This window comes from Bradyrhizobium sp. SZCCHNGR1005, assembly GCF_032489995.1.
In the GTDB taxonomy this organism is placed as follows: domain Bacteria; phylum Pseudomonadota; class Alphaproteobacteria; order Rhizobiales; family Xanthobacteraceae; genus Bradyrhizobium.
This window is the reverse complement of sequence record NZ_JAUEZC010000006.1, coordinates 172979-194005: the sequence shown is the minus strand read 5'-3', so window position 1 is coordinate 194005 and position 21027 is coordinate 172979. Positions and strand designations below refer to the sequence as shown.

At 62.7% G+C, this 21027-nt stretch carries 20 protein-coding genes; 11 read left to right on the top strand and 9 right to left on the bottom strand.

Going from position 1 to position 21027, the window contains the following annotated elements:
• Nucleotides 1-157: 157 nt before the first annotated feature.
• The 4 genes from QXZ85_RS24585 (at nt 158) to QXZ85_RS24570 (ending at nt 3769) form a co-directional block, all read left to right on the top strand.
• On the top strand, nt 158-1273 hold the full coding sequence (locus QXZ85_RS24585; protein ID WP_316175014.1) for a cyclic nucleotide-gated ion channel: 1116 nt from the start codon (nt 158-160) through the stop codon (nt 1271-1273).
• A complete protein-coding gene (locus tag QXZ85_RS24580) occupies nt 1270-2070 on the top strand; it encodes an enoyl-CoA hydratase/isomerase family protein (RefSeq protein WP_315702867.1) in 801 nt (266 codons plus the stop codon). Before QXZ85_RS24585 ends, QXZ85_RS24580 begins: the two co-directional genes overlap by 4 nt.
• A 179-nt stretch (nt 2071-2249) precedes the next feature.
• A complete protein-coding gene (locus QXZ85_RS24575) occupies nt 2250-2984 on the top strand; it encodes a LuxR family transcriptional regulator (RefSeq protein WP_315702866.1) in 735 nt (244 codons plus the stop codon).
• A 101-nt stretch (nt 2985-3085) separates the two neighbouring features.
• Nucleotides 3086-3769 (top strand): acyl-homoserine-lactone synthase, encoded by a 684-nt coding sequence (locus tag QXZ85_RS24570; RefSeq protein ID WP_315702865.1) that lies wholly within the window; start codon nt 3086-3088, stop codon nt 3767-3769.
• On the opposite strand, the gene QXZ85_RS24565 is transcribed toward QXZ85_RS24570, so the two are convergent.
• From QXZ85_RS24565 to QXZ85_RS24530, 8 genes are all read right to left on the bottom strand, one after another.
• Complete coding sequence (locus QXZ85_RS24565) at nt 3705-3944, bottom strand: hypothetical protein (RefSeq protein ID WP_315702864.1); 240 nt, start codon at nt 3942-3944, stop codon at nt 3705-3707. The genes QXZ85_RS24570 and QXZ85_RS24565 overlap by 65 nt on opposite strands.
• A gap of 379 nt (nt 3945-4323) precedes the next feature.
• The gene (locus QXZ85_RS24560; protein ID WP_315703188.1) at nt 4324-4971 is read right to left on the bottom strand and encodes a nitroreductase; all 648 of its coding nucleotides are present in this window, start codon (nt 4969-4971) and stop codon (nt 4324-4326) included.
• 167 nt (nt 4972-5138) lie between these two features.
• Nucleotides 5139-6386, bottom strand: coding sequence for an acyl-CoA dehydrogenase (locus QXZ85_RS24555; RefSeq protein WP_315702863.1), 1248 nt, complete (start codon nt 6384-6386; stop codon nt 5139-5141).
• 120 nt (nt 6387-6506) lie between these two features.
• Nucleotides 6507-7751, bottom strand: coding sequence for an acyl-CoA dehydrogenase (locus QXZ85_RS24550; protein ID WP_315702862.1), 1245 nt, complete (start codon nt 7749-7751; stop codon nt 6507-6509).
• A gap of 123 nt (nt 7752-7874) precedes the next feature.
• Nucleotides 7875-9002, bottom strand: a complete 1128-nt coding sequence (locus QXZ85_RS24545) for an acyl-CoA dehydrogenase family protein (protein WP_316175016.1) — start codon at nt 9000-9002, stop codon at nt 7875-7877.
• 132 nt (nt 9003-9134) lie between these two features.
• Nucleotides 9135-11009 (bottom strand): AMP-binding protein, encoded by a 1875-nt coding sequence (locus QXZ85_RS24540; protein WP_316175018.1) that lies wholly within the window; start codon nt 11007-11009, stop codon nt 9135-9137.
• Between the two features lie 218 nt (nt 11010-11227).
• Nucleotides 11228-11986 (bottom strand): SDR family NAD(P)-dependent oxidoreductase, encoded by a 759-nt coding sequence (locus tag QXZ85_RS24535; RefSeq protein WP_315702859.1) that lies wholly within the window; start codon nt 11984-11986, stop codon nt 11228-11230.
• 94 nt (nt 11987-12080) lie between these two features.
• The gene (locus tag QXZ85_RS24530) at nt 12081-12740 is read right to left on the bottom strand and encodes a TetR family transcriptional regulator (RefSeq protein ID WP_315702858.1); all 660 of its coding nucleotides are present in this window, start codon (nt 12738-12740) and stop codon (nt 12081-12083) included.
• 138 nt (nt 12741-12878) lie between these two features.
• On the opposite strand from QXZ85_RS24530, the gene QXZ85_RS24525 reads away from it, so the two are divergent.
• The 4 genes from QXZ85_RS24525 (at nt 12879) to QXZ85_RS24510 (ending at nt 17551) form a co-directional block, all read left to right on the top strand.
• Nucleotides 12879-14051: an acetyl-CoA C-acetyltransferase gene (locus QXZ85_RS24525; protein ID WP_315702857.1), complete on the top strand. Its 1173-nt coding sequence runs from the start codon at nt 12879-12881 to the stop codon at nt 14049-14051.
• A 171-nt stretch (nt 14052-14222) separates the two neighbouring features.
• Nucleotides 14223-15764, top strand: coding sequence for an acyl-CoA synthetase (locus tag QXZ85_RS24520; protein WP_315769729.1), 1542 nt, complete (start codon nt 14223-14225; stop codon nt 15762-15764).
• 216 nt (nt 15765-15980) lie between these two features.
• Nucleotides 15981-17054 carry an alpha/beta hydrolase gene (locus QXZ85_RS24515; RefSeq protein ID WP_315745328.1) on the top strand — a complete coding sequence of 358 codons (1074 nt, stop codon included), beginning with the start codon at nt 15981-15983 and terminating at the stop codon, nt 17052-17054.
• 113 nt (nt 17055-17167) lie between these two features.
• Nucleotides 17168-17551, top strand: coding sequence for a hypothetical protein (locus tag QXZ85_RS24510; RefSeq protein WP_316168395.1), 384 nt, complete (start codon nt 17168-17170; stop codon nt 17549-17551).
• Between the two features lie 74 nt (nt 17552-17625).
• On the opposite strand, the gene QXZ85_RS24505 is transcribed toward QXZ85_RS24510, so the two are convergent.
• A complete protein-coding gene (locus QXZ85_RS24505) occupies nt 17626-18348 on the bottom strand; it encodes a hypothetical protein (RefSeq protein WP_315702854.1) in 723 nt (240 codons plus the stop codon).
• A gap of 201 nt (nt 18349-18549) precedes the next feature.
• Here QXZ85_RS24505 and mbfA point away from each other — a divergent pair, with 201 nt between their 5' ends.
• From mbfA to QXZ85_RS24490, 3 genes are read left to right on the top strand one after another with little or no spacing between them, the layout of a single operon-like run.
• Entirely contained in the window at nt 18550-19521 is a 972-nt protein-coding gene (gene mbfA / locus QXZ85_RS24500; protein WP_315702853.1) for an iron exporter MbfA, read from the top strand.
• Between the two features lie 12 nt (nt 19522-19533).
• Nucleotides 19534-20406, top strand: a complete 873-nt coding sequence (locus QXZ85_RS24495; RefSeq protein WP_315766105.1) for a hypothetical protein — start codon at nt 19534-19536, stop codon at nt 20404-20406.
• Nucleotides 20407-20436: 30 nt separating this feature from the next.
• Nucleotides 20437-20979 carry a cytochrome b gene (locus tag QXZ85_RS24490; RefSeq protein ID WP_315702851.1) on the top strand — a complete coding sequence of 181 codons (543 nt, stop codon included), beginning with the start codon at nt 20437-20439 and terminating at the stop codon, nt 20977-20979.
• Nucleotides 20980-21027 lie beyond the last annotated feature (48 nt).

Here is a 21027-nt window from a genome sequence, read left to right as displayed (position 1 = left end):
GCTTCCGGCGGTTTGCGGTGAAATTCCGCTCCGCAGGGCGCCCGATAGCGGACATAGGGCGCGTCGTTGACGCGGCTTACCCTGACAGGCACCTTGGCCTGCCATTATCCGTAAACACCCCAGGCGGGATTTTCATCGCGACAGGCCCCCATTTTCGATGTCCAAACCGTTGCATTTTCCCGCTTTGGCGGCGTTCATGGCCGCCACGGCCGGTCGTCAGGCGACGAGGGCGAGCTATGCGGCGGTCGTCATCGGCGTTGCCGCCATGGTCCTGCTCACGGTGGATGCGGTATATGACGCCGCGCCGCGTTCCATCTGCGGCGTGCTCTGGGCTTGCCTCGCCTTCTTTGTCTTCGAATGGGGGGTGAGAGTTCACGCGGCGCTGCAGTCCCGCTACGCGCTCGCCTATCTCTGCTCCGAGCCTGGCGTGCTTGACAGCGCCTCGGCCTTGGCCGTGCCGGTCACGCTCCTGTTCGGCGTCGACCAGCGGTCCGCCTGGGTCTTGGCCATGGTTTGGATGATGAAGATCATCCCAGCTATTCCGGGATTGCAGCAGCTGCGCAGGGTGCTGGTAGTGGAAGCGAGACCCCTGCTGAGCGTCCTCGCCCTGTTCCTCCTGGTCCTGTTTCTGGGCTCCGTCGCCGAATACATGCTGGAGCACGAGGCACAGCCGGCCACCTTCGGCAGCGTGCCGCAAAGCTTGTGGTGGGCGGTGGCCACCCTCACCACCACGGGCTATGGCGACGTCGTACCGGTCACGCCGCTCGGACGGGTGATCGCAGCCATGGTGATGATCTCGGGTCTCGGCGTGTTCGGACTATGGACCGGTATTCTCGCCACCGGCTTTGCCGCCGAGACCAAGCGGGACAACTTCCTCAAGACCTGGGAATCCGTCGGCAAGGTTCCGTTCTTTGCGACGCTCGGCCCCTCCGCGATCGCTGACGTGACTCACATGTTACGCACGATCGACCTGCCGGCGCGGACCATGGTGATCCGCAAGGGTCAACCGGGCGACTGCATGTACTTCATCGCCACCGGCGAGGTGGAAGTCGACCTGCCCGGTAAAAAGGTACGGCTCGGTGAAGGCGCCTTTTTCGGCGAGATGGCGTTGCTCGGCAACAATCTGCGGTCGGCCAACATCTCGACGACCAAGCTGTCCAAGCTCCTGATGCTCGACCTCGTCGATTTCCGGCTGCTGATGGCCCGCCATCCCGATCTTGTTCAGAGCATCGACGCCGAGGCCAAACGGCGCGCATTGGAGAATACGACATGACGAATGCACAGGCCGACCAGGCCGCCGCAGAGACGAGCACCCCGCCGCTGCTGTCCATCGAGGGCGCCCGCGCGACCATCCGCCTCAACCGGCCGCGGCACCTGAACCGGCTGCAACGCGAGGACCTCGAGGCGCTGCTTGCGCTATTCGATCGCATCGAAGCCGACGCGGCCATCAGGGTGCTGGTGCTGACCGGCACCGGCCGTGCGTTCAGCGCGGGCTATGACCTCGGCTCGATCGCCCAGCGTGCCGAGAGCACCGAGCAGGACAACCCCGGCGCCAATTTCGAGGTCGTGGTCAACCGGCTCGAAGACCTGGCGCTTCCCACCATCTGCCGACTCAATGGCGGCGTCTATGGCGGCTCGACCGATCTCGCCCTCGCCTGCGATTTCCGGATCGGGATCGATACGGCTGAAATGTTCATGCCGGCCGCGCGGCTCGGGCTGCACTACTATCCGAGCGGGATCAGGCGTTACGTCTCGCGGCTGGGAGCCGACAATGCGAAGCGTTTGTTCCTCACGGCGGAGAAGATCGATGCCCAGGAGATGCTGCGCATCGGCTATCTCACGACCATGGTGCCGGCCGAGACGCTCGATGCTGCAGTCGACCGGCTCGCCAGCCAGCTTGCCGGCAATGCACCGGTCGCGATGGCTGGCATGAAGCGCGCGATCAACGAATTCGCCCGTGGCTGCCTTGACCAGGAGGCCGCCGCACAGCGGCACCGCGATAGCATGTCTGGCGCGGAGATCCGGGAAGGGATCAAGGCCTTTGCAGAGAAACGCCCGCCGAGATTTTGAACAGGCATACAAGTTGAGCAGTATACAAAGACGAGCAGATTGGGCGGTCGGCGGCGCGCATTTTAGTTAGATACGCCGCATCCCGCACCGGTTGCTAACAGCATGTGTAGCTTAGCTGTAGTTTATCATTGACAGCCATCCGTCGGCGGCTAGCTTGACCGTGGGCGGAGATCTGCAGCATGGACGGGACTGATGCATATTGGGGACGCCGCGCGCTCGACTTTGTCGACGCCCTCGAGAAGTCGACGACGAGCGCAAGCGTCATCTCCCAGTTCGAAAGACTCATCGGCGAGATCGGGTTCTATGCCTACATCATCGCCGGCATACCGACCTCGAGCCAATCGCTCGATCAACTGACGCTGGCCAATGGTTGGCCGGAGGGATGGTTCGAGTTCTACACGCGCCAAAACCTCCATATCGCCGATCCGATCCCGCGCCACTGTCTGGCGACCCTGAACCCCTTCCTGTGGTCGGAAGCGCCGTATGATTGCGAGCGAGATCGTTCGGCACATGAGGTGATGATGCGGGCGCGGGACTTCGGCCTTCACCAGGGCTTCTGCATCCCGATTCATTACGACGATGCCGTCGGGGCGATCAGCCTGGCCGGCGAGCAACCGCATCTCGACGCCGAGAGCAAGAGTGCGGTGCATCTGATTAGCATCTTCACTTACGGCCGCTTGCGCGCGTTGGCGCGTCCATCGGTCGCCAAACCGGGCCGGCGACTGTCCGAGATCGAGGCCGAGGTCCTCCGCTGGGCGGCCCGAGGCAAGACTGCTTGGGAGACGGCACGAATACTCGGCCTCTCCGAACGCAACGTGCGCTGGCATCTCGAAGAGGCGCAGCGCAAGCTGATGACCAACAACAAGACCGCGACCGTCGCGACGGCGCTCGTTAACGGAGAGATCATCCTCTAATTGTGTCAATGAAGAGGTGATGTGCTGGCGTTTCTACCAGTAGAAGATCTCGATCACTTGGGCATGCTCAAGCTTGATAAACTATTCAAGCGGGAGCTGCGATGCCTGAGATCCACGTCGTTCGAAAGGATAACAGACACCTCTACGAGTCCTACTTCGACCCGTACTTCCGGCTGCGCCATGACATCTACGTCAAGCAGCGCAAATGGATGGCGTTGGACCGGCCGGATGGGCGAGAAATAGACCAGTTCGACACCGAGGATTCGGTCTACTTGTTCTGCCTCGATCAGGGACAACTGATCGGCGCGATGCGAGCGGTACCGACTTTGCTGCCGACCTTGATGAGCGAGATATTCCCGTATCTCAACATTCGCGGGCCCATCCACCGCCCCGACATCTACGAACTGTCGCGCATCTTCGTCATTCCGGAGCGGCGCGGCGAACATGCTGGACCACGGATCGACATGCTGCTGCTCACCGCGATCATGGAATACGGCATTTCGATCGGCCTGAGCGGTTTCTCCATCGTGCTGGAGAGCTGGTGGCTGCCGCGCTTCGAGCGCTGCGGCTGGAAGGCTCGCCCGCTGGGGCTACCGCGCATGATCGACGGGATGTCGGTGCTGGCGGTGCTTGTCGATTGCGATGAAGCAACTTGGAAATCGCTGTGCCAGCAGATCGGCCTCAACCGGCCGACGCTGACGTGGCAAGGTCTCGATGACCTCAGTCGTCAGGCTCTGCCGGATATTTTTCTTCCTCTTCCACCAGCCATTCAGCCATCGCGATGAGTTGCTTGCGATGCCGCTTCAGACGCAGCTTGTGGAACGATTTCAGGAGACGATGGCCGAGCACCGTCGTCTCGTCCAGTTCCAGAGCTGCGCGCTCAGGCGACATCTGCGTGGGATCCATCGCTGACTTTTTGAGGGTTTGAGCCGTGACCGAAGCTTCACTCGAGAAGATCATTGAGCGTCTGCAATTTTGCATCGTCGACGCCCGAGCCATGCAACTCAAGATGTTGGAACGGGTTTTGTCAATATCGCTGCTGGAGGCTCACGAACTCAAGGAGAGCTTGGGCAAGCACCGCAATGGAAGCCTTTGCCACTAACGGGCGAATTTGAACTTCCGATCAATTTTTCCGCGCACGCGTCATCGGAACTTCAAATTCAAGTCCCTCATGAGACGCCCTCATTAAAGGCAATGACTTGCAGGGAGTCGCAGGTGCAATGATCTGCCGGCGCGCTTCGGTTCCGAAATTCGCCGGCACGCCCCATGGGCCGACGCCGGATTGAGGGCGCGCCTGGCGCAATGCGGTAAACGAGGCCGTTGATCGTCGAAGACGTCGTTAGTCATCTAAGAAACGAACAGCCTCGGAGATGGCGGCGCGGCTGGTGCGGTATGAATTCGCCTTGTGGTCGCGGTCGGGATAACCGAACGAAATGCCGCAAACCACTTTGCGGTCTTCGTCCAGGCCGAAATGCTCCCGGACCACGTCGGAATGAAAGGCGAGCGCCGCCTGCGGGACAGTCGCCACGCCGAGCGCCTGTGCCGCCAGCATGAAGCTCGTGACATAGCCGCCGCAGTCGACCGCACCATAGACCCCCAGCGCCTCGTCGGTGTGGATGATCGCAACATGCGGCGCGCCGAAGAAATTGTAGTTCTCCAGCGCCTGCTTCGCATAGCCGGCCTTGTCGCCGCGCGCGATGCCGACCGCATTATAGAGCTGAAAACCGCTCTCTCGCCGCCGCTCCAGATAGACCCCCCTGTATTCGCGCGGAAACTCGAAATCTCCGACTGTAGGCCTGCCGCTCGAGGCCGCAGCGTACATGGCCTGCCGGAACTTGTCGGTCGCCTTGCCCGAGGTGATTTCGACGCGCCAGGGCTGGCTGTTGCACCAGGAGGCGGTGGTTTGCGCGGCCGACAAAATGCGTTCGATGGTCGCGCGCGGCACCGCATCGCGCCGAAAGCTGCGGCACGAGAAGCGCGCACGCATCAAGGATTCGAGCGTGGTGATGGCGTCTTGTTCGGGTTTGGCGGCGATCGTCATGCAGAACCTTTCCTGACCGATGGCACGGCTGCTCGAAACTCAATATTATTCCGAGGCCGCGGCGTCGCCATGAAAATAGCGGCGCCATTTTGCACCGAACACCGGCACCGAATCTAGCGTCGCCCCTTCGTCGGCACCTTGTTGAACGGGACGTCCTTGTCGACCCGGATATCGCCCGGCAGTCCGAGCACGCGCTCGGCGATGATGTTGCGCAGGATCTCATCGGTGCCGCCCGCGATCCGCATCGATGGCGACGTGAGCAGCATCTGCTGGAACTGCCCATGCGTCGTCGCTTCGTCGGTGCCTGTGAGAACGCCGGCTGCGCCTTCGAGGTCCATTGCGTAGGCCGCGATGTCCTGCAGCATGGTGCCGGCCACCAGTTTGCCGATCGAATTCTCCGGCCCAGGCCGTTCGCCCTTCGAAAGCGCCGACATGGTGCGGTAGCTGGTGTATTTCAGTCCACTCGCCTTCACCGCCCATGAGGCAAGCTTGCTGCGCACTGCGCGGTCGTCGATCGCAAGTCCGGTCTCGGTCATCAGGTTGGCGCAGAACGCGAACATCTCCGGGAAGCCCGTCGCGAGCCGGGCGCCGATAGACATTCGCTCGTTCATCAACGTCGTGAGCGACACGTTCCAGCCGTCGCCGATGGCGCCAAGCCGCTGACTGTCCGGGATCACCACATCCGTGAAATAGACCTCATTGAATTCCTGCATGGCATTGGCCTGCCTGATCGGACGGACTTCGACGCCTTTGCTCTTCATGTCGAGGAAGAACATCGTCAGCCCCTTGTGCTTGGGCACGTTGGGATCGGTGCGCGTGATCAGGAGGCCGTAATCGGAATAATGCGCGCCGGAGGTCCAGATCTTCTGGCCGTTGATCACCCATTCGTCTCCGCGCCGCTCCGCACGGGTGCGAAGGCCCGCGACGTCGGAGCCGGCAGCGGGCTCGGAAAACAGCTGGCACCAGATCTCCTCGCCCGAGGCGAGCTTCGGCAGATAGCGGCGTTTATCGGCCTCGCTGCCATAGGCCATCACGGTCGGGCCGCACATCCCCTCGCCGATCTGGAACGGCTGCGTCAGCTTGCCGTAGACACCTTCTTCCTGCTGCCAGATCACACGCTCGATCGGCGAAGCGCCGCGGCCGCCATACTCCTTCGGCCAGTGCAGACAAGCCCAGCCCCCCTCGAACTTCTTCTTCTGCCAGTGCTTGCCGACCTCGACGATATCGGCGTGCTTGAGGCGGATGCGCCCAAGCGACGAACTGGCAAGCTCCGCCTCGAGCTCCTTCGGCGCGTTGGCCGCGATCCAGCTCCGCGCCTCGGCGCGGAACGCGGCTTCTTCTGGGGTGTCATCGAAGTTCATCATCCCATCCTTCCCGGCACCGTCATTCCGGGGCGCGTCGCAGACGCGAACCCGGAATCTCGATATAATAAGCTCTAGATTCCGGGTTCGGTCGCTGTGCGACCGCCCGGGAATGACCCGTTAGTTCCGTCCCTTGGTCGGGACCTGATTGAACGGCAGATCCTTGTCGACCCTGATGTCGCCGGGCAGACCGAGCACGCGCTCGGCGATGATGTTGCGCATGATCTCATCGGTGCCGCCCTCGACGCGGGTGCCCGGCGCACGCAAGAGCATCGCCTGGAATTTGCCGGCGAGCTCGGCTTCGGGTCCGCTCAGCACGCCCGCCGCCCCCTGCAGATCGAGCGCGAAGGTCGCAATGTCCTGAACCATGGAGGCGGCGACCAGCTTGCCGATCGAATTCTCCGGGCCTGGCCGCTCGCCCTTCGAGAGCGCCGAGATCGCGCGGAAGCTGGTGTATTTCAGGCCGCTCGCTTTGACGGCCCAAGTCGCGAGCTTGGATCGCACGTTGCGATCCTCGATCGCCAGCTGATCATCGAGCCTCAGATTGGAGCAGAACTCGAACAGTTCCGGAAAGCCGGTGGCAACGCCGGCGCCGATCGACATGCGCTCGTTCATCAAAGTGGTCAGCGCGACGTTCCAGCCGTCATCGACCGCGCCGAGCCGCTGCGAATCCGGGATCACCACGTCGGTGAAATAGACCTCGTTGAAATCCGAGTGCCCGCTTGCCTGCTTGATCGGGCGCACCTCCACGCCCTTGCTCTTCATGTCCAGGAAGAACATCGTCAGTCCCTTATGCTTCGGGACCGTGGGATCGGTACGGGTGAGCAGGATGCCGTAGTCGGAATAATGTGCGCCCGAGGTCCAGATCTTCTGGCCGTTGATGACCCACTCGTCGCCGCGCTTCTCCGCGCGCGTGCGCAGGCCCGCGACATCGGAGCCGCCGGCGGGCTCGGAAAACAGCTGGCACCAGATCTTCTCGCCCGACGCCAGCGGCGGCAGATAGTGCCGCTTATGGTCCTCGGAGGCGTAGGCCATCATGGTCGGACCGCACATGCCGTGACCGATGATGAACATCGCGGAGAGCTTGCCGAAGGGGCCCTCCTCCTGCTGCCAGATCACGCGCTCGATCGGCGAGGCGCCGCGGCCGCCATATTCCTTCGGCCAGTGCAGACACGCCCAGCCGGCATCGGCTTTCTTCTTCTGCCAGGCCTTGGCGACCTCGAGGATATCGGCATTCGTGAGCGCGGTACGGCCGAGCGAAGACGCGCGCAGCTCGGCTTCGTATTGCTTCGGCGCGTTGGCGGCGATCCAGGCGCGCGCTTCAGCGCGGAAGGCAGCCTCTTGCGGCGTATCGTCGAAGTTCATTTCGTTCCCCTTTCCGTCATTCCGGACGACACGCGAAGCACGTCGATCCGGAATCCAGAAGTTGTTCATCTCGGGATTCCGGGTTCGTCCGCGACGCGGACGCCCCGGAATGACAGCCATGGTTCAAGCGGCATTGCGCTTGCGCATGCGCTCGATCAACTGATCTTCCCAGTAGCTCAGGCTGCCGAGGCCCAAGGCCAGCGCATTGGCGCGGCGATAATACATGTGACAGTCGAACTCCCAGGTGAAGCCCATGCCGCCATGAACCTGGATGTTGTTCTTGGCGCAGTGCTGGAACGCCTGCGTCGCGCTGATGCGCGCCGAGGCTGCCGCTTCAGGCAATTCAGGCGCGTTGGTCGAGAGCGCCCAGGCGCCGTAATAGCAGTTGGAGCGCGCAAGCGTGGCCGATACATACATGTCCGCCAGCATGTGCTTGACCGCCTGAAACGAGCCGATCGGCCGGCCGAAGGCGATGCGGTCGAGCGCATAGTCGCGGCCCATCTCCAGCGCACGGTCGGCGCCGCCGACCTGCTCGAAGGCAATCAGGACCGCAGCGCGGTCGAGCAGTTGCGTAACGAGGCTCCAGCCTTCGCCGGGCGTACCGAGCGGCTCGGCCTTGCAGCCGCTGAAGGTCAGCTCGGCCTGGCCGCGTGTCGGGTCGAGATTGGTAAGCGACTTGGCTTCGATGCCGCCGGCCTTCACGTCGACCAAAAACAGCGAAACATCGCTGTCGCGGCCGGTGGACGCGGTGCGCGCGGCGACAACGACAAAATCCGCGATCGCGCCATCGGCGACCGGCTTCTTGCTGCCGTTCAGCACACCATTCGATGCTTCCAGCTTGATCGCCTTCGACGACGGATTGCCGGCGCCTTCGAACAAAGCGAGCGTGCCGATCGCCTCGCCGGAGGCGATCTTGGGCAGCCATTTTCGCTTCTGCGCCTCGCTCCCCGCGAGCATCAGGGCCTCGGCCGCCAGATACACGGTCGAGGAGAACGGCACCGGCGCCAAGGCACGGCCCATCTCCTCGGCGATCACGCAGAGCTCGAGATGGCCCGCACCGGCACCGCCGAATTCTTCGGGAATGGCGACACCGAGAAACCCCATCTCGGCCAGCCCCTTCCATAGCTCGCGATCGTAAGGCTCTTTGCCATCGAGCACGACCCGCACCGCCTTGGGCGGGCACTTCTCGGCGAGGAATTTGCAGGCCTGATCGCGCAGCTGCTTCTGGTCGTCGGAGAAATCGAAATTCATCGCCCACCTTTTTTGGCTGTCATTCCGGGGCGCGCGTCAGCGTGAACCCGGAATCTCGATATGAATAGGCTCTGGATTCCGGGTTCGAGGCTTCGCCTCGCCCCGGAATGACATCGTATTGCGAGACGTCGTTCACTGCAGCACGATCACGTCGTCGCCGGGAGGATCGGCATAGAGCTTATCGACCAGCGCCGCGCGGCGCTCGAGGCCCGCGCGCTGGTTGATGTAGCCCTTGTCGGTCAGCTCGTGCCCGTCGATCGAGGGCGGCTCCACCATCAGCATCGCGCGGGCGATGCGCCGGCTGGTCGCGCCCTCGCACTCTTCGTTGTGAGCTTCGAGCCCGCGCTTGAGGCAGGCGATCACCGCAGGGTGTCTGACGACATCGTCAAAGCCGGCATTGGGATCGCCGACCAATTGCCGGCACGCGTGCAGATTCGGCCAGGCCAGCAGGCCGACATGGTCACGGTCCTGTCCCGTGACGAGAGCGTCCTGGATCACGGGCGTGGCGGCCGCGATCGCATCGGTGCGAAGCGAGCCGACATGCACGAAGGTGCCGGTCGTCAGCTTGAAATCCTCGACGACGCGCCCCGCGAAGATGATTCCCTGGACCGGATCGTCGGGATCGACGAACACCCCGGCATCACCGATGCAATAGAAGCCTTCCTCATCGAAGGCCTTCGCGGTGAGCTCCGGCTGACCGAAATAGCCCGGCATCACGTTGGCCCCGCGCAGCCGCAGCTCGTATTTGGCGCCCGTCGGCACCATCTTCAATTCGACGCCGGGGAACGGCAGTCCGATCAGGCCGACGCGTTCGGTGTTCCAATAGGTGCCGGTGGAGGTCGGCCCGGTCTCGGTCGAGCCCCAGCCGGTGTAGAACACGATACGCTCGCCCGTCGTCTTCACCGCAAGCGCCTGCATCCGGTCATAGAGATCGTCCGGCAGGCGCGCGCCGCCATAGGCCATGATGCCGAGATCCCTGAAGAAGCTGCGGCACAAGGCGTCGTCCCGCTCCATCGCCGCGGCGAGTGCGGCATAGCCTGCCGGCACGTTGGCGTAGTAAGTCGGGGACACCTCGCGCAGGTTCCGGATCGTCTCCTCGAACTGGCCGGGCAGCGGCCGGCCGTCGTCGATATAGAGCGTGCCGCCTTCGATCAGCAGCGGATTGAACAGCGCGTTGCCGCCCATGGTGTGATTCCATGGCATCCAATCCAGCACGGTCGAGATCGGCGCATCAGATCCGCGCGGCCGCACCTGCATCATCATCGCGGCATTGGCGCACATCATCCGCTGGGTGTTGATGACGGCCTTGGGCATGCCGGTCGAGCCCGAGGTGAACAGCAGCTTGCCGATCGTGTCCGGCGTGATCCTCGCAATCGAGGCTTCGACCTCCGCGGTGGCGGGCGTGGCGGCCAGCTCGGCAAAGCCGATGCTCTCGATGCCGTCGCACGGACGCGCGACATGGATCACGGTAACGCCATCGAGCTCGAGTGCTTTCAGCGCTTTCTCGAAGGTTGGCCCATCCTGCACCATCACCGCGGCCGGCTTGATCAGGTCGAACAAATATCTGAGCTTGAGGTGATCATGGCTCATCAGCGAATAGGCCGGCGACACCGGCGCGGCCGGCAGTCGTGCCTGCATGGCGGCCTGCGTCAGCAGTGCGTGCCCGATCGAATTGCCCGAGAGGATCGCAATCGGCCGCCCCTCTTCGAGGCCAAGGTCGAGCAGGCCTTGCGTCAGGCTGTCGACCATGCGCTTGGCTTCACCATAGGAGATCTTGCGCCATTGCCGCTCCGGTCCCGTGCGCTGTGCCAGCCAGGTGCGCTCGGGTGCCAGCTTCGCCCATTTGGCGAGGGATGCCGGAATGTGCGGCTCGTAATCCTGCAGCGGGATCCGCGACTTCATGACGATGGCGCCATCGGGGCGCCGTTCCACCGCGATATCGCGCTTCAGCCAATCCACTTTGCGAAAGGCCGGTTTATCCAGCACAGCCGCAGCGTTTCCGTCCATCTTGCGTCTCCCGAATGCAATCGTCCTTTGCGGATCTGATGTTCGTTCGTCGGTGTTAGACGAGCTTGCTGTCCCCGTCGTCCCGGCCACGCGAAGCGCGAGCCGGGTCCCATAACCACGGGATGTCGTTATGGAGCACCATGTCGGCCGCCTGATTCCTATGGTAACGTCACGCGGTATGGGTCCTGCTTTCGCAGGGACGACAGCAGAGCGCGTAGTTAGCGCGGCGCCATGCGGATAGCGCCATCGAGACGAATGGTCTCGCCGTTGAGCATGGGATTCTCCACGATGTGGACCGCGAGATTGCCGTACTCCGACGCATCGCCGAGCCGCGCCGGATGCGGCACCTGCGCGCCCAGGCTCTTGCGCGCCTCTTCGTTCAGGCCCATCAGCAGCGGGGTCAGGAACAGACCCGGCGCGATCGTATTGACGCGGATCTTCTGGCTGGCGAGATCGCGCGCCGCAGGCAGCGTCAGGCCGACCACGCCGCCCTTGGATGCCGAATAGGCGATTTGACCGATCTGGCCTTCGTAGGCCGCGACGCTCGCCGTGTTGATCGCGACGCCACGCTCCTCACCGATGGGTTCAGCGGTGACGAGACGCTCGGCGAACAACCGCAGCACGTTGAACGTGCCGATCAGGTTGACATTGATGATGCGCGCGAATTTGGCGAGCGGGTAGACGCCGTCCTTGCCGACGATACGTTGCGAGCCGCCGATGCCAGCGCAGTTCACCAGCACGCGGGCGATGCCGTGGGCGGCCTCGGCCTTGGCAATGGCGGCTTTGACCTGCTCCTCATCGGTGACGTCGGCGTGGAGGGCGACCCCCTTGATCTCGGCCGCAACCTTCTCCGCGTTCTCCTTGCTCTGGTCGAGCACGGCGACCTTGGCGCCCTTGGCCGCCATCGCCCGCGCGGTCGCGGCACCGAGCCCCGATCCGCCGCCGGTGACAAGAACGGGAATGTCTTTGAGCTGCATGGGTGTTTTTCTCCCTCAACGTTTCTTCGGATTGGCGAGTGGCGAATAGGGAGTAGCGAATAGGGAAAAGGAAGTTTTGCCCTGCTCGCTTTCGCTATTCGCCACTCGCCCTCTTGAGTATTCCGCCGCAGATCAGCGCCTCCATATGGGCAACGTATTGGCGGCAGACTTCATCGGTCACGGGCCCGACGCCGGTCGCGCGCGACATGGCGTGGCGGCCGAAGAACAGATGATCGCAGGCGCCGATCAGGCTGGTGTAGAACAGCACCGGATCGACCTCGCGGAACTCTCCGACTTCGATGCCCTCCGCGAGCAGGCGGCGGTGAAAGTCCAGGAGCGGCGCGACGAAGAATTTCGACACCTCATCGGCCGCCTCAGCACTGCTCTCGTGCAGCAGGTAATGGATCAGCCGGTTCATATAGGGAAAGCGGTAATAGGCGCGGATGATGCCGCCGATATGCAATTTCAGCTTTGCGGTCGGCGAGATCGGCTGGGCCAGCAGGTATTCGAGATTGGCCACTTCGGTGGCGGCGTCGCGCGCCAGCAGCACGAGCAACAATCCGTCCTTGTTGCCGAAATGGTATTTGACCAGCGCAGCATTCGCGCCGGACTTCTGGGCAATGTCGCTGAGCGAGACGTCAATCGAGGAGCGCTCGATCATCAGCTCGCTGGCCGCGACCAGGAGCTTCTCCGCCGTGGCATTCCGCCCCGCGGGAAGCTTATTCGGCGCGCTGCTCTGGAGCTGAGGTCCCATCTTCGCCTTCCAAAAGATCGAGCCAGATAAGCCGAAGGCGTCCCAGATCACAAGATTTAATTGATCGATTGACTAAGCCCTAATTGCTCGTTTAAATCGAGACCAATCACAGAAGACCAAGTCTAGGGAGGAAACGCCATGGCGGAAGCCTATATCGTCGCGGCTGCGCGCACTGCGGGCGGCCGCAAGGGAGGCCGCTTGGCTGGCTGGCATCCGGCCGATCTCGCCGCCAAGGTCTTGAACGAGCTGGTCGAGCGCTCCGGCGCCGCTCCCGACCAGATCGAAGACGTCATCATGGGATGCGTCATGCAGACCGGCGAGCAGTCCAACAACATCGCGCGCAACGCGGTGCTCGCGTCCAAGCTGCCCGAGAGCGTGCCGGGCACCTCGATCGACCGGCAGTGCGGCTCCTCGCAGCAGGCACTGCATTTTGCCGCGCAAGCCGTGATGTCGGGCGCGATGGATGTAGTGATCGCCGCCGGCGTCGAGTCGATGACGCGGGTGCCGATGGGCCTCGCCTCGACCTTGCCGGCCAAGAATGGTTTTGGGCATTATAAGAGCCCCGGCATCGAGAGCCGCTATCCGAACATCCAGTTCAGCCAGTTCACCGGCGCGGAAATGATGGCCGAGAAATACGGCCTGTCCAAAGACGAGCTCGACGAATTTGCCTACAACAGTCACCAGCGCGCGATCGCTGCGACGCAGGCAGGCTATTTCAAGGACGAGATCGTTCCGCTCGAGATCACTCGCGCCGACGGCTCGAGCGACACGCACCATATCGACGAAGGCATCCGTTTCGATGTCAGCCTCGATGGCATCAAGAGTGTGAAGCTGATCGCCGAGAACGGCAAGCTGACGGCGGCGACCGCAAGCCAGATCTGCGATGGCGCCTCCGGCGTCTTGGTTGTCAACGAGCGCGGGCTGAAGTCGCTCGGCGTCAAACCGCTCGCCCGTGTCCATCACATGACGATGACGGGCGGCGATCCCGTCATCATGCTGGATGCTCCGCTGCACGCGACCAAGCGGGCGCTCGAAAAGGCCGGCATGAGCATCGACGACATCGACCTGTTCGAGGTGAACGAAGCCTTCGCCTCGGTGCCGGCGGCGTGGCTGAAAACCACGGGGGCCGATCCTGACAGGCTGAACGTCAATGGCGGCGCGATCGCACTCGGACATCCGCTCGGCGGCTCCGGCACCAAGCTGATGACCACGCTCGTGCATGCGCTGAAGCAGCGCAACAAGCGCTATGGCCTGCAGACCATGTGCGAAGGCGGCGGAATGGCGAACGTGACGATCGTGGAGCGGTTGTAGGCGTCAGCCGCATCGATGGCGTCGTCCCCGCGAACGCGGGGACCCATAATCATCTGGTTCAATTTGGCGACGAGTTGGAGCCTCAGCTCGGTGTACCCACAGAGTTCTGTGGCTATGGGTCCCGGCGCAGGGCCGGGACGACACCTTATCAATTCTCTCCGTGGTGTGCCCGTGACCCATCCATCGATCCACGCCCGCAACTCACCCGACAAGATCGCCTACCAGATGGCCGGAAGCGGCAAGGCGATCACCTATCGCGAGCTCGACGAGCTCTCCAATCAAGGCGCCCATCTGTTTCGAGCCCTAGGCCTCAAGCCGGGCGATCACATCGCCTTCCTGATGGAGAACCGGCTGGCGTTCATGGAAATCGCCTGGGCGGCGCAGCGCTCGGGACTCTACTACACCGCGATCAGCCGGTACCTGACCAAGGACGAGATCGCCTACATCATCAAGGATTGCGGCGCGAAGGTCTTCATCACCTCGCCGAAATGCGCCGAGCAGGTCAGGGAGCTCGTGACCGGCGCAGCGGACGAGCCGCTCTTCTTCATGCTCGACGAGGCTGAGCCCGGCTTTCGCTCCTGGGACAAGGAAGCCGCGGCACAGCCGAGGGCGCCCATTGCCGACGAGGTTGCGGGTTACGACATGCTCTATTCGTCCGGCACCACAGGCCGGCCGAAGGGGATCAAGAAGGCGTTCGAGAACAGCCGCATCGATCAACCGAACCCGTTCCTGCGCGTGCTGTGCGCCGACATGTGCAGCATGAACGCCGACAGCATCTATTTGTCGCCTGCGCCGCTGTATCATGCCGCCCCGTTGCGCTTCAACATGATGGTGACGGTGCTCGGCGGCACATCGATCATCATGGAGCATTTCGACGCAGAAGAGTTCCTTCGGCTGGTCGAGACACACAAGGTGACGCAATCGCAGCTGGTGCCGACGATGTTCGTGCGCATGCTGAAGCTGCCGGACGAGGTGCGGACCCGCTACAATGTCTCGTCATTGAAGGGCGCGATCCACGCCGCCGCACCATGCCCGATCGACGTCAAAGCGAGAATGATCGACTGGTGGGGCCCGATCCTGATCGAGTATTACGCGGGATCGGAAGGCAACGGCGTCACGGTATGCACGTCGGAGCAATGGCTTGCCCATCGCGGCAGCGTGGGGCGAGCCGTGGTCGGCAAAGTCAAGATCCTCGGTGAGAACGGCGAGGAAATGCCGACCGGCGAAATCGGCTCGGTCTATTTCGCCGACGCACCGCAATTCACCTATCACAACGATCCCGAGAAGACGCAGCGCGCCTACAACGACAAGGGCTGGTCGACGCTCGGGGATGTCGGCTACCTCGATGCCGACGGATTCCTCTATCTGACGGACCGCAAGTCCTACATGATCATCTCCGGCGGCGTGAACATCTATCCGCAGGAAGCCGAAGACGTCCTGATCACCCATCCTGACGTCGCCGACGTCGCCGTGTTCGGCGTCCCGAACGAGGAGATGGGCGAAGAGGTCAAGGCGGTAGTGCAGCCGCATGACATGAGCCGTGCCGGCAAGGAGCTCGAGCAGCAGCTCATTCTGTTCTGTCGCGAGCATCTATCCGCTATCAAATGTCCGCGGTCGATCGACTTTGAGCCGGAGCTGCCACGCACGCCAACCGGAAAGCTCATCAAACGCCACCTGCGCGAGCGCTACTGGCCGAAGAAGGCCACGGCATAGCCCTCCTTCCGCAAATTCCGTCATGCCCGGCCTTGTGCCGGGCATCTACGTCTTGCGAAAGAAGACGTGGATGGCCGGGCTCTCCATAGAGGCTTCGGTCGCGCGGGCGGTCAAGCCCGGCCATAGCGGAGAAACACAACAATGACCTCCCTTCCACCGCCGCCACTCCCTCCTACGATTCGCTCCCGCCAAGTCGAAGCCATCAATGGCCTCTCGGTGCATGTGCTGGAAGCCGGCTTCGAGACCAAAGGCCGTCCTTGCATCCTGCTGCTGCACGGCTTTCCGGAACTCGCTTTCAGCTGGCGCAAAATCATGCCGGCCCTCGCTGCGGCGGGCTATCACGTGATCGCGCCAGACCAGCGCGGCTATGGACGAACGCGCGGATGGAGCGCGGACTACGACGGCGATCTCGCGCCCTTCCGGCTAACCAATCTGGTACGCGACGCGCTCGGTTTGGTCTATGCGTTCGGCTATCGCAAGGTCGATGCCGTGGTCGGGCATGATTTCGGCAGCGCCGTCGCGGCGTGGTGCGCCATGATTCGCCCCGACGTCTTCCGGTCGGTCGTGATGATGAGCGCGCCGTTCGCGGGGCCGCCGTCGCTGCCATTCGACACGGCCGAAAGGCCTGCCGCGCCTCCAGCAGAAGATCCCGTGCATGGCGCGCTCGCCGCGCTGCCGCGGCCGCGCAAGCACTATCAATGGTACTACACGACGCGACAGGCAAACGCCGACATGCATCGGGCGCCGCAAGGGCTGCATCAATTCCTGCGCGGCTATTATCACCACAAAAGCGCGGACTGGCCGGGCAACCAGCCCTATCCGCTTCGCGCGTGGTCGGCCGCGGAGCTTGCCAAGCTTCCTACCTACTATGTGATGGACCTCGACAAGACGATGGCGGAAACGGTTGCAGAAGCGATGCCGGACCAACGGACGATTGCCGCGAACAGATGGCTGCCGGATGTGGAACTCGGCTTCTACAGCACCGAATATGAACGCACCGGATTCCAGGGCGGACTGCAATGGTATCGCTGCGGGACATCCGGGGCTTTCGACGCGGAGCTGCAGATGTGGTCCGACCGCCGCATCGAGATTCCGTCGGCGTTCATCTCAGGCAAGCAGGATTGGGGCACGTATCAGAAACCTGGTGCGTTCGAAGCGATGCAAACGCGCGTCTGCACCAACATGACGATGTGCGAGTTGATCGATGGTGCCGGACATTGGGTGCAGCAGGAGCAGCCGGAGTCTGTTAATCAGTTGCTGCTTCGCTTTATGAACGAATTGACAGCATGAATGAATTGACAGCCTGAATTTCGACGCCGTGCTGAACCAATAAGCGAATCGAGGAACGAACATGATGGGCTGGCGTTTCCGCATCCGGGCGATGCGCATCAAGAGGAGAATTTATGGATAAGAAGATCGCAGGCTTGTTGGGCGCGGTGGCCGCTATCGGCGCGCTCGGCACAGCACAGGCCTCGCCGGCACCGGCACCCGCCGATGTCTTGAAGGCCAATTCCTACGCCGATCTGCTCGAGCCGATTCCGAATGCAGCGAAGGTGCTGCAGGCGCTCGACGAGCAGGCGCCGGCAACGGAGCCGAAGGTCGAGTTGGCGCAGTGGTACCACCACCACCACCATCATCACCACCATCATCACCATCACGGCTATTGGGGCGGCGGTGCCTACTACGGGTACGGACCACGCGTCTATGTGGTCCCGCCGCGCCGCTGGTACCACCACCATCATCATCACCATCATCATCACCATCACTGGTATTACGACGGCTATTGATCGCAGGCCGAATGGTGTGACGATGAGGCGCCGGCCCCGACGGGACCGGCGCCTTCTTCTTAGGGCGGCAGGAGTCAGGACTTGCGAGCCTTGTCCTTCGCGGCGCGGTGCAGATGACGGTAAGTGCCGTCGAACACCGTGTCGGTGGTGGACGTCCATTCCGTGCCCTGCGCCAAGTTCGGACGGCTCGCATGGATTCGGCGCGCCTGCAGCTCGCGCTCGGCCGCTTCATCCGGGCCCATCGGCTCGATCGCAAAATTCGCTTCCTCCGGGATCACGATCACCTGGGCGAACGGCTCGCCGGGCCGGAAGATATGCGTGCGTCCCTCCGCCGGCGCTTTGAACACGCAGAAGAACAGCATCGGCCACCAATTGCGGATCAGCGCGGGCACCGCAATCGGCACGGTATCGGTGCGATCGGTATAGAAGCGGGGATGCGGCTCGGTCCGGATCGCAAACCCCTTCGGCGCCTTGAGATCGAGCAGGATCTGATAGGTGTAGAAACTATCGCCGAAGTTGCGGAACGGCGGCCATTGCAAGGTAGGCGACGGAGGTTCGCCCCAATCGCCTGTGAGATTCAGCTTGCCGTCCCGCGTGGTGACGTGCAGTTCGAAATCATATGGATAGAACAGCTCGATGCCATATTGCGCGCCTTCTGAGAATGGCACGCAATGCCAGACCTGCTCATGCGACCCGTCTGCGCGCGGCTCACGCTCGCCGGCCCAGCCCGGGATGTCCATCTTGGTCCGCCGTGGCGCGAGCCGCGGATCGTTCATGCGAAATTTAACGGTCTCCATAACAACTCCCGGGCTTTGATCCGAAATGCGGAACTCGAACGGCGACCGCATCAACGGGTTCCGTGGCCGCGCGGCCACGCCTGCAAAAGTTTCGCGTAACCGGCGCGGCAGCAATTTGACCGGTTGGCGGCAAATCCCATATAGCTTTTAGAAACGTTCTAAAAGAGAAGGCGTTGAACTGGGCCATCCGGGGACTTTGGAATGAAGAATTTCGCCGATCTGACCGAGCGCGAGATCCTGGCGATCGCGATTTCGGCGGAAGAGGAAGACGGCCGCATCTACATGACCTTCGCCGAGGACCTGGCGGAAAGATACCCGGATTCGGCAAGACTTTTCGAGCAGATGGCCGAGGAAGAAAAGGGCCATCGTCACATGCTGCTGGAGCTGTATGAGCAGCGCTTCGGCCCCAATCTCCCCCCCATCCGCCGCGATGACGTCAAGGGATTTCTGCGCCGTCGCCCGATCTGGCTCACCAAGAACCTGTCGCTCGACACCATCCGCAAGGAAGTCGGCACGATGGAGTTCGAGGCCGAGCGCTTCTACGCCAAGGCCGCCGAGCAGGCCCAGGACGTCGGCGTGCGCCGATTGCTCGGCGATCTCGCCGAGGCCGAGAAGGGACATGAACAGGTCGCGGCGAAGCTGACCGACAAGATCCTGACCGAAGGCGTACGCGAGAAGGAGGACGAGACGCGGCGCCGCATCTTCGTCCTGCAATATGTCCAGCCTGGTCTCGCCGGATTGATGGATGGCTCGGTCTCGACGTTGGCGCCGCTGTTCGCGGCCGCCTTTGCCACCCATCAGAACTTCCAAACCTTCCTGGTCGGCCTCGCGGCCTCGATCGGCGCCGGCATCAGCATGGGGTTTGCCGAGGCACTCTCCGACGACGGCTCACTGACCGGCCGCGGCTCCCCCTGGCTTCGCGGCGCCGTCTGCGGCGCCATGACGGCGCTCGGTGGCCTCGGCCACTCACTGCCTTATCTCGTGCCGGACTCATGGTCGAACGCGTTCTGGATTGCGACCGCGATCGCCGGCATCGTCGTGTTCTTCGAATTGTGGGCAATCGCCTACATCCGCGCCCGCTACATGGATACGCCGTTCCTACAGGCGGTGTTCCAGATCGTGCTGGGCGGCATCATCGTGCTCGGCGTCGGCATTCTCATCGGCGCAGCCTAACTGGGGAAATTGATGGTACGCTTTTTCGGTTCGACGCCTGGTCGCGCCTCGATCTCGCTCGCCTTCGCAACATGGTGGTTGGCGCTGTCGCCGGCTGCTCACGCCACCGATGAAATCCAGGTCTACAATGCCGGAATCGCTGCCCCCGGGCAGTTCACGATCCAGCAGCACCTGAACTACATCCCGCTCGGCATCAAGGAGCCGCCGTTTCCGGGCGGCATCGTCTCCAATCACAGCCTGAACGGCACGCCGGAATTCGCCTATGGCGTCACCGACTGGTTCGAGCTCGGGCTTTATCTGCCGTTCTCGGTGCAGGACAACCGCTTCTACTCGGACTACTTCAAGATCCGCACCCTGTTCGTGACGCCGCATGCCGAGCAGAAGATCTTTTTCTACGGCCTCAATTTCGAGCTCTCCAACGACGCGCCGGGCTTCTCGCAGACGCGCTGGGCATTGGAAGTTCGTCCCATCATCGGCTGGCGCAACGCCGACTACGAGTTCATCGTCAACCCGATCGTCGATGTCGGCTTCGGCAAATATGGCGAGGCGGATTTTGCTCCCGCCGTCCGCCTGGTGCGCAAATTCGGCGAGGATCTGTTTGCCGGCTTCGAATATTACGCCGATTTCGGCAAGATCGGCTCCTTCTCGCCGCTCCAGGAGCAACAACACACGCTGTTCGCGGTTACCGACTTCAAGGTCGGCGTGTTCGATGTCAATTTCGGCGTCGGCTACGGCCTGACGTCGTCTTCCGATCGTTGGGTCGTGAAGAGCATCGTCGGCTATGCCTTCCCGGTGCCGGGTGGGGATCCATCGTCCAGCGAGCACACGCCGACCGGCGGCATCAATCCGATGGCGCATTCTTCAATGCGCAACTTCCAGCCGTAACGACGCCGCATCAGGAAAGGATAGCAGGCCATGACGCCTCAGCTGCATTACGGTACGCCCGCCAAAGTGTTCCATTGGCTGGTGGTCGCACTGCTCGCCATACAATATCCGATCGGCTGGCTGATGCCGGACCTCCATCGCGGCATGCAGCCGGGCGCACCGATGACGTTCCATGTCTCGTTCGGGCTCACCATCCTGATCGTGATCGTGCTGCGTCTCATCTGGCGGCTGACCCATCCGGTCGCGCCGGAGAGCACGCTGCCCACCTGGCAGCGGCTCAGCTCCGAAGTCGTGCACTGGATGCTCTACGTCGCGGTGCTCGCGACCACGCTGACCGGCTGGCTGTTCGCCTCGTTCCGCGGCTGGTCGGTATCATTCTTCTATCTGTTTCCGATACCGATGCTGGCCTCCGACAACGCAGCAGCCGGCCGCGCCATCGACGGGCTGCATCAGGCGGCGGAATGGCTACTGCTCACGCTGATCGTGATCCACGTCGGCGCGGCGCTGGTCCATATCTTCGTCTATCGCGACCGGATCATGGAACGCATGCTGCCGGGCAAGCCCGCCGCGTAGCAATTTGGTCCAGCAAAGGCCGCCCGCTTCGGCTAAAGAACTCTCCTG

Excerpts from the sequence above, each read along its gene's own strand:
- QXZ85_RS24585 (WP_316175014.1), top strand. The coding sequence starts at position 158 with ATGTCCAAACCGTTGCATTTTCCCGCTTTGGCGGCGTTCATGGCCGCC.
- QXZ85_RS24580 (WP_315702867.1), top strand. The coding sequence starts at position 1,270 with ATGACGAATGCACAGGCCGACCAGGCCGCCGCAGAGACGAGCACCCCG.
- QXZ85_RS24575 (WP_315702866.1), top strand. The coding sequence starts at position 2,250 with ATGGACGGGACTGATGCATATTGGGGACGCCGCGCGCTCGACTTTGTC.
- QXZ85_RS24570 (WP_315702865.1), top strand. The coding sequence starts at position 3,086 with ATGCCTGAGATCCACGTCGTTCGAAAGGATAACAGACACCTCTACGAG.
- QXZ85_RS24565 (WP_315702864.1), bottom strand. The coding sequence starts at position 3,944 with ATGATCTTCTCGAGTGAAGCTTCGGTCACGGCTCAAACCCTCAAAAAG.
- QXZ85_RS24560 (WP_315703188.1), bottom strand. The coding sequence starts at position 4,971 with ATGCGTGCGCGCTTCTCGTGCCGCAGCTTTCGGCGCGATGCGGTGCCG.
- QXZ85_RS24555 (WP_315702863.1), bottom strand. The coding sequence starts at position 6,386 with ATGAACTTCGATGACACCCCAGAAGAAGCCGCGTTCCGCGCCGAGGCG.
- QXZ85_RS24550 (WP_315702862.1), bottom strand. The coding sequence starts at position 7,751 with ATGAACTTCGACGATACGCCGCAAGAGGCTGCCTTCCGCGCTGAAGCG.
- QXZ85_RS24545 (WP_316175016.1), bottom strand. The coding sequence starts at position 9,002 with ATGAATTTCGATTTCTCCGACGACCAGAAGCAGCTGCGCGATCAGGCC.
- QXZ85_RS24540 (WP_316175018.1), bottom strand. The coding sequence starts at position 11,009 with ATGGACGGAAACGCTGCGGCTGTGCTGGATAAACCGGCCTTTCGCAAA.
- QXZ85_RS24535 (WP_315702859.1), bottom strand. The coding sequence starts at position 11,986 with ATGCAGCTCAAAGACATTCCCGTTCTTGTCACCGGCGGCGGATCGGGG.
- QXZ85_RS24530 (WP_315702858.1), bottom strand. The coding sequence starts at position 12,740 with ATGGGACCTCAGCTCCAGAGCAGCGCGCCGAATAAGCTTCCCGCGGGG.
- QXZ85_RS24525 (WP_315702857.1), top strand. The coding sequence starts at position 12,879 with ATGGCGGAAGCCTATATCGTCGCGGCTGCGCGCACTGCGGGCGGCCGC.
- QXZ85_RS24510 (WP_316168395.1), top strand. The coding sequence starts at position 17,168 with ATGGATAAGAAGATCGCAGGCTTGTTGGGCGCGGTGGCCGCTATCGGC.
- QXZ85_RS24505 (WP_315702854.1), bottom strand. The coding sequence starts at position 18,348 with ATGGAGACCGTTAAATTTCGCATGAACGATCCGCGGCTCGCGCCACGG.
- mbfA (WP_315702853.1), top strand. The coding sequence starts at position 18,550 with ATGAAGAATTTCGCCGATCTGACCGAGCGCGAGATCCTGGCGATCGCG.
- QXZ85_RS24495 (WP_315766105.1), top strand. The coding sequence starts at position 19,534 with ATGGTACGCTTTTTCGGTTCGACGCCTGGTCGCGCCTCGATCTCGCTC.
- QXZ85_RS24490 (WP_315702851.1), top strand. The coding sequence starts at position 20,437 with ATGACGCCTCAGCTGCATTACGGTACGCCCGCCAAAGTGTTCCATTGG.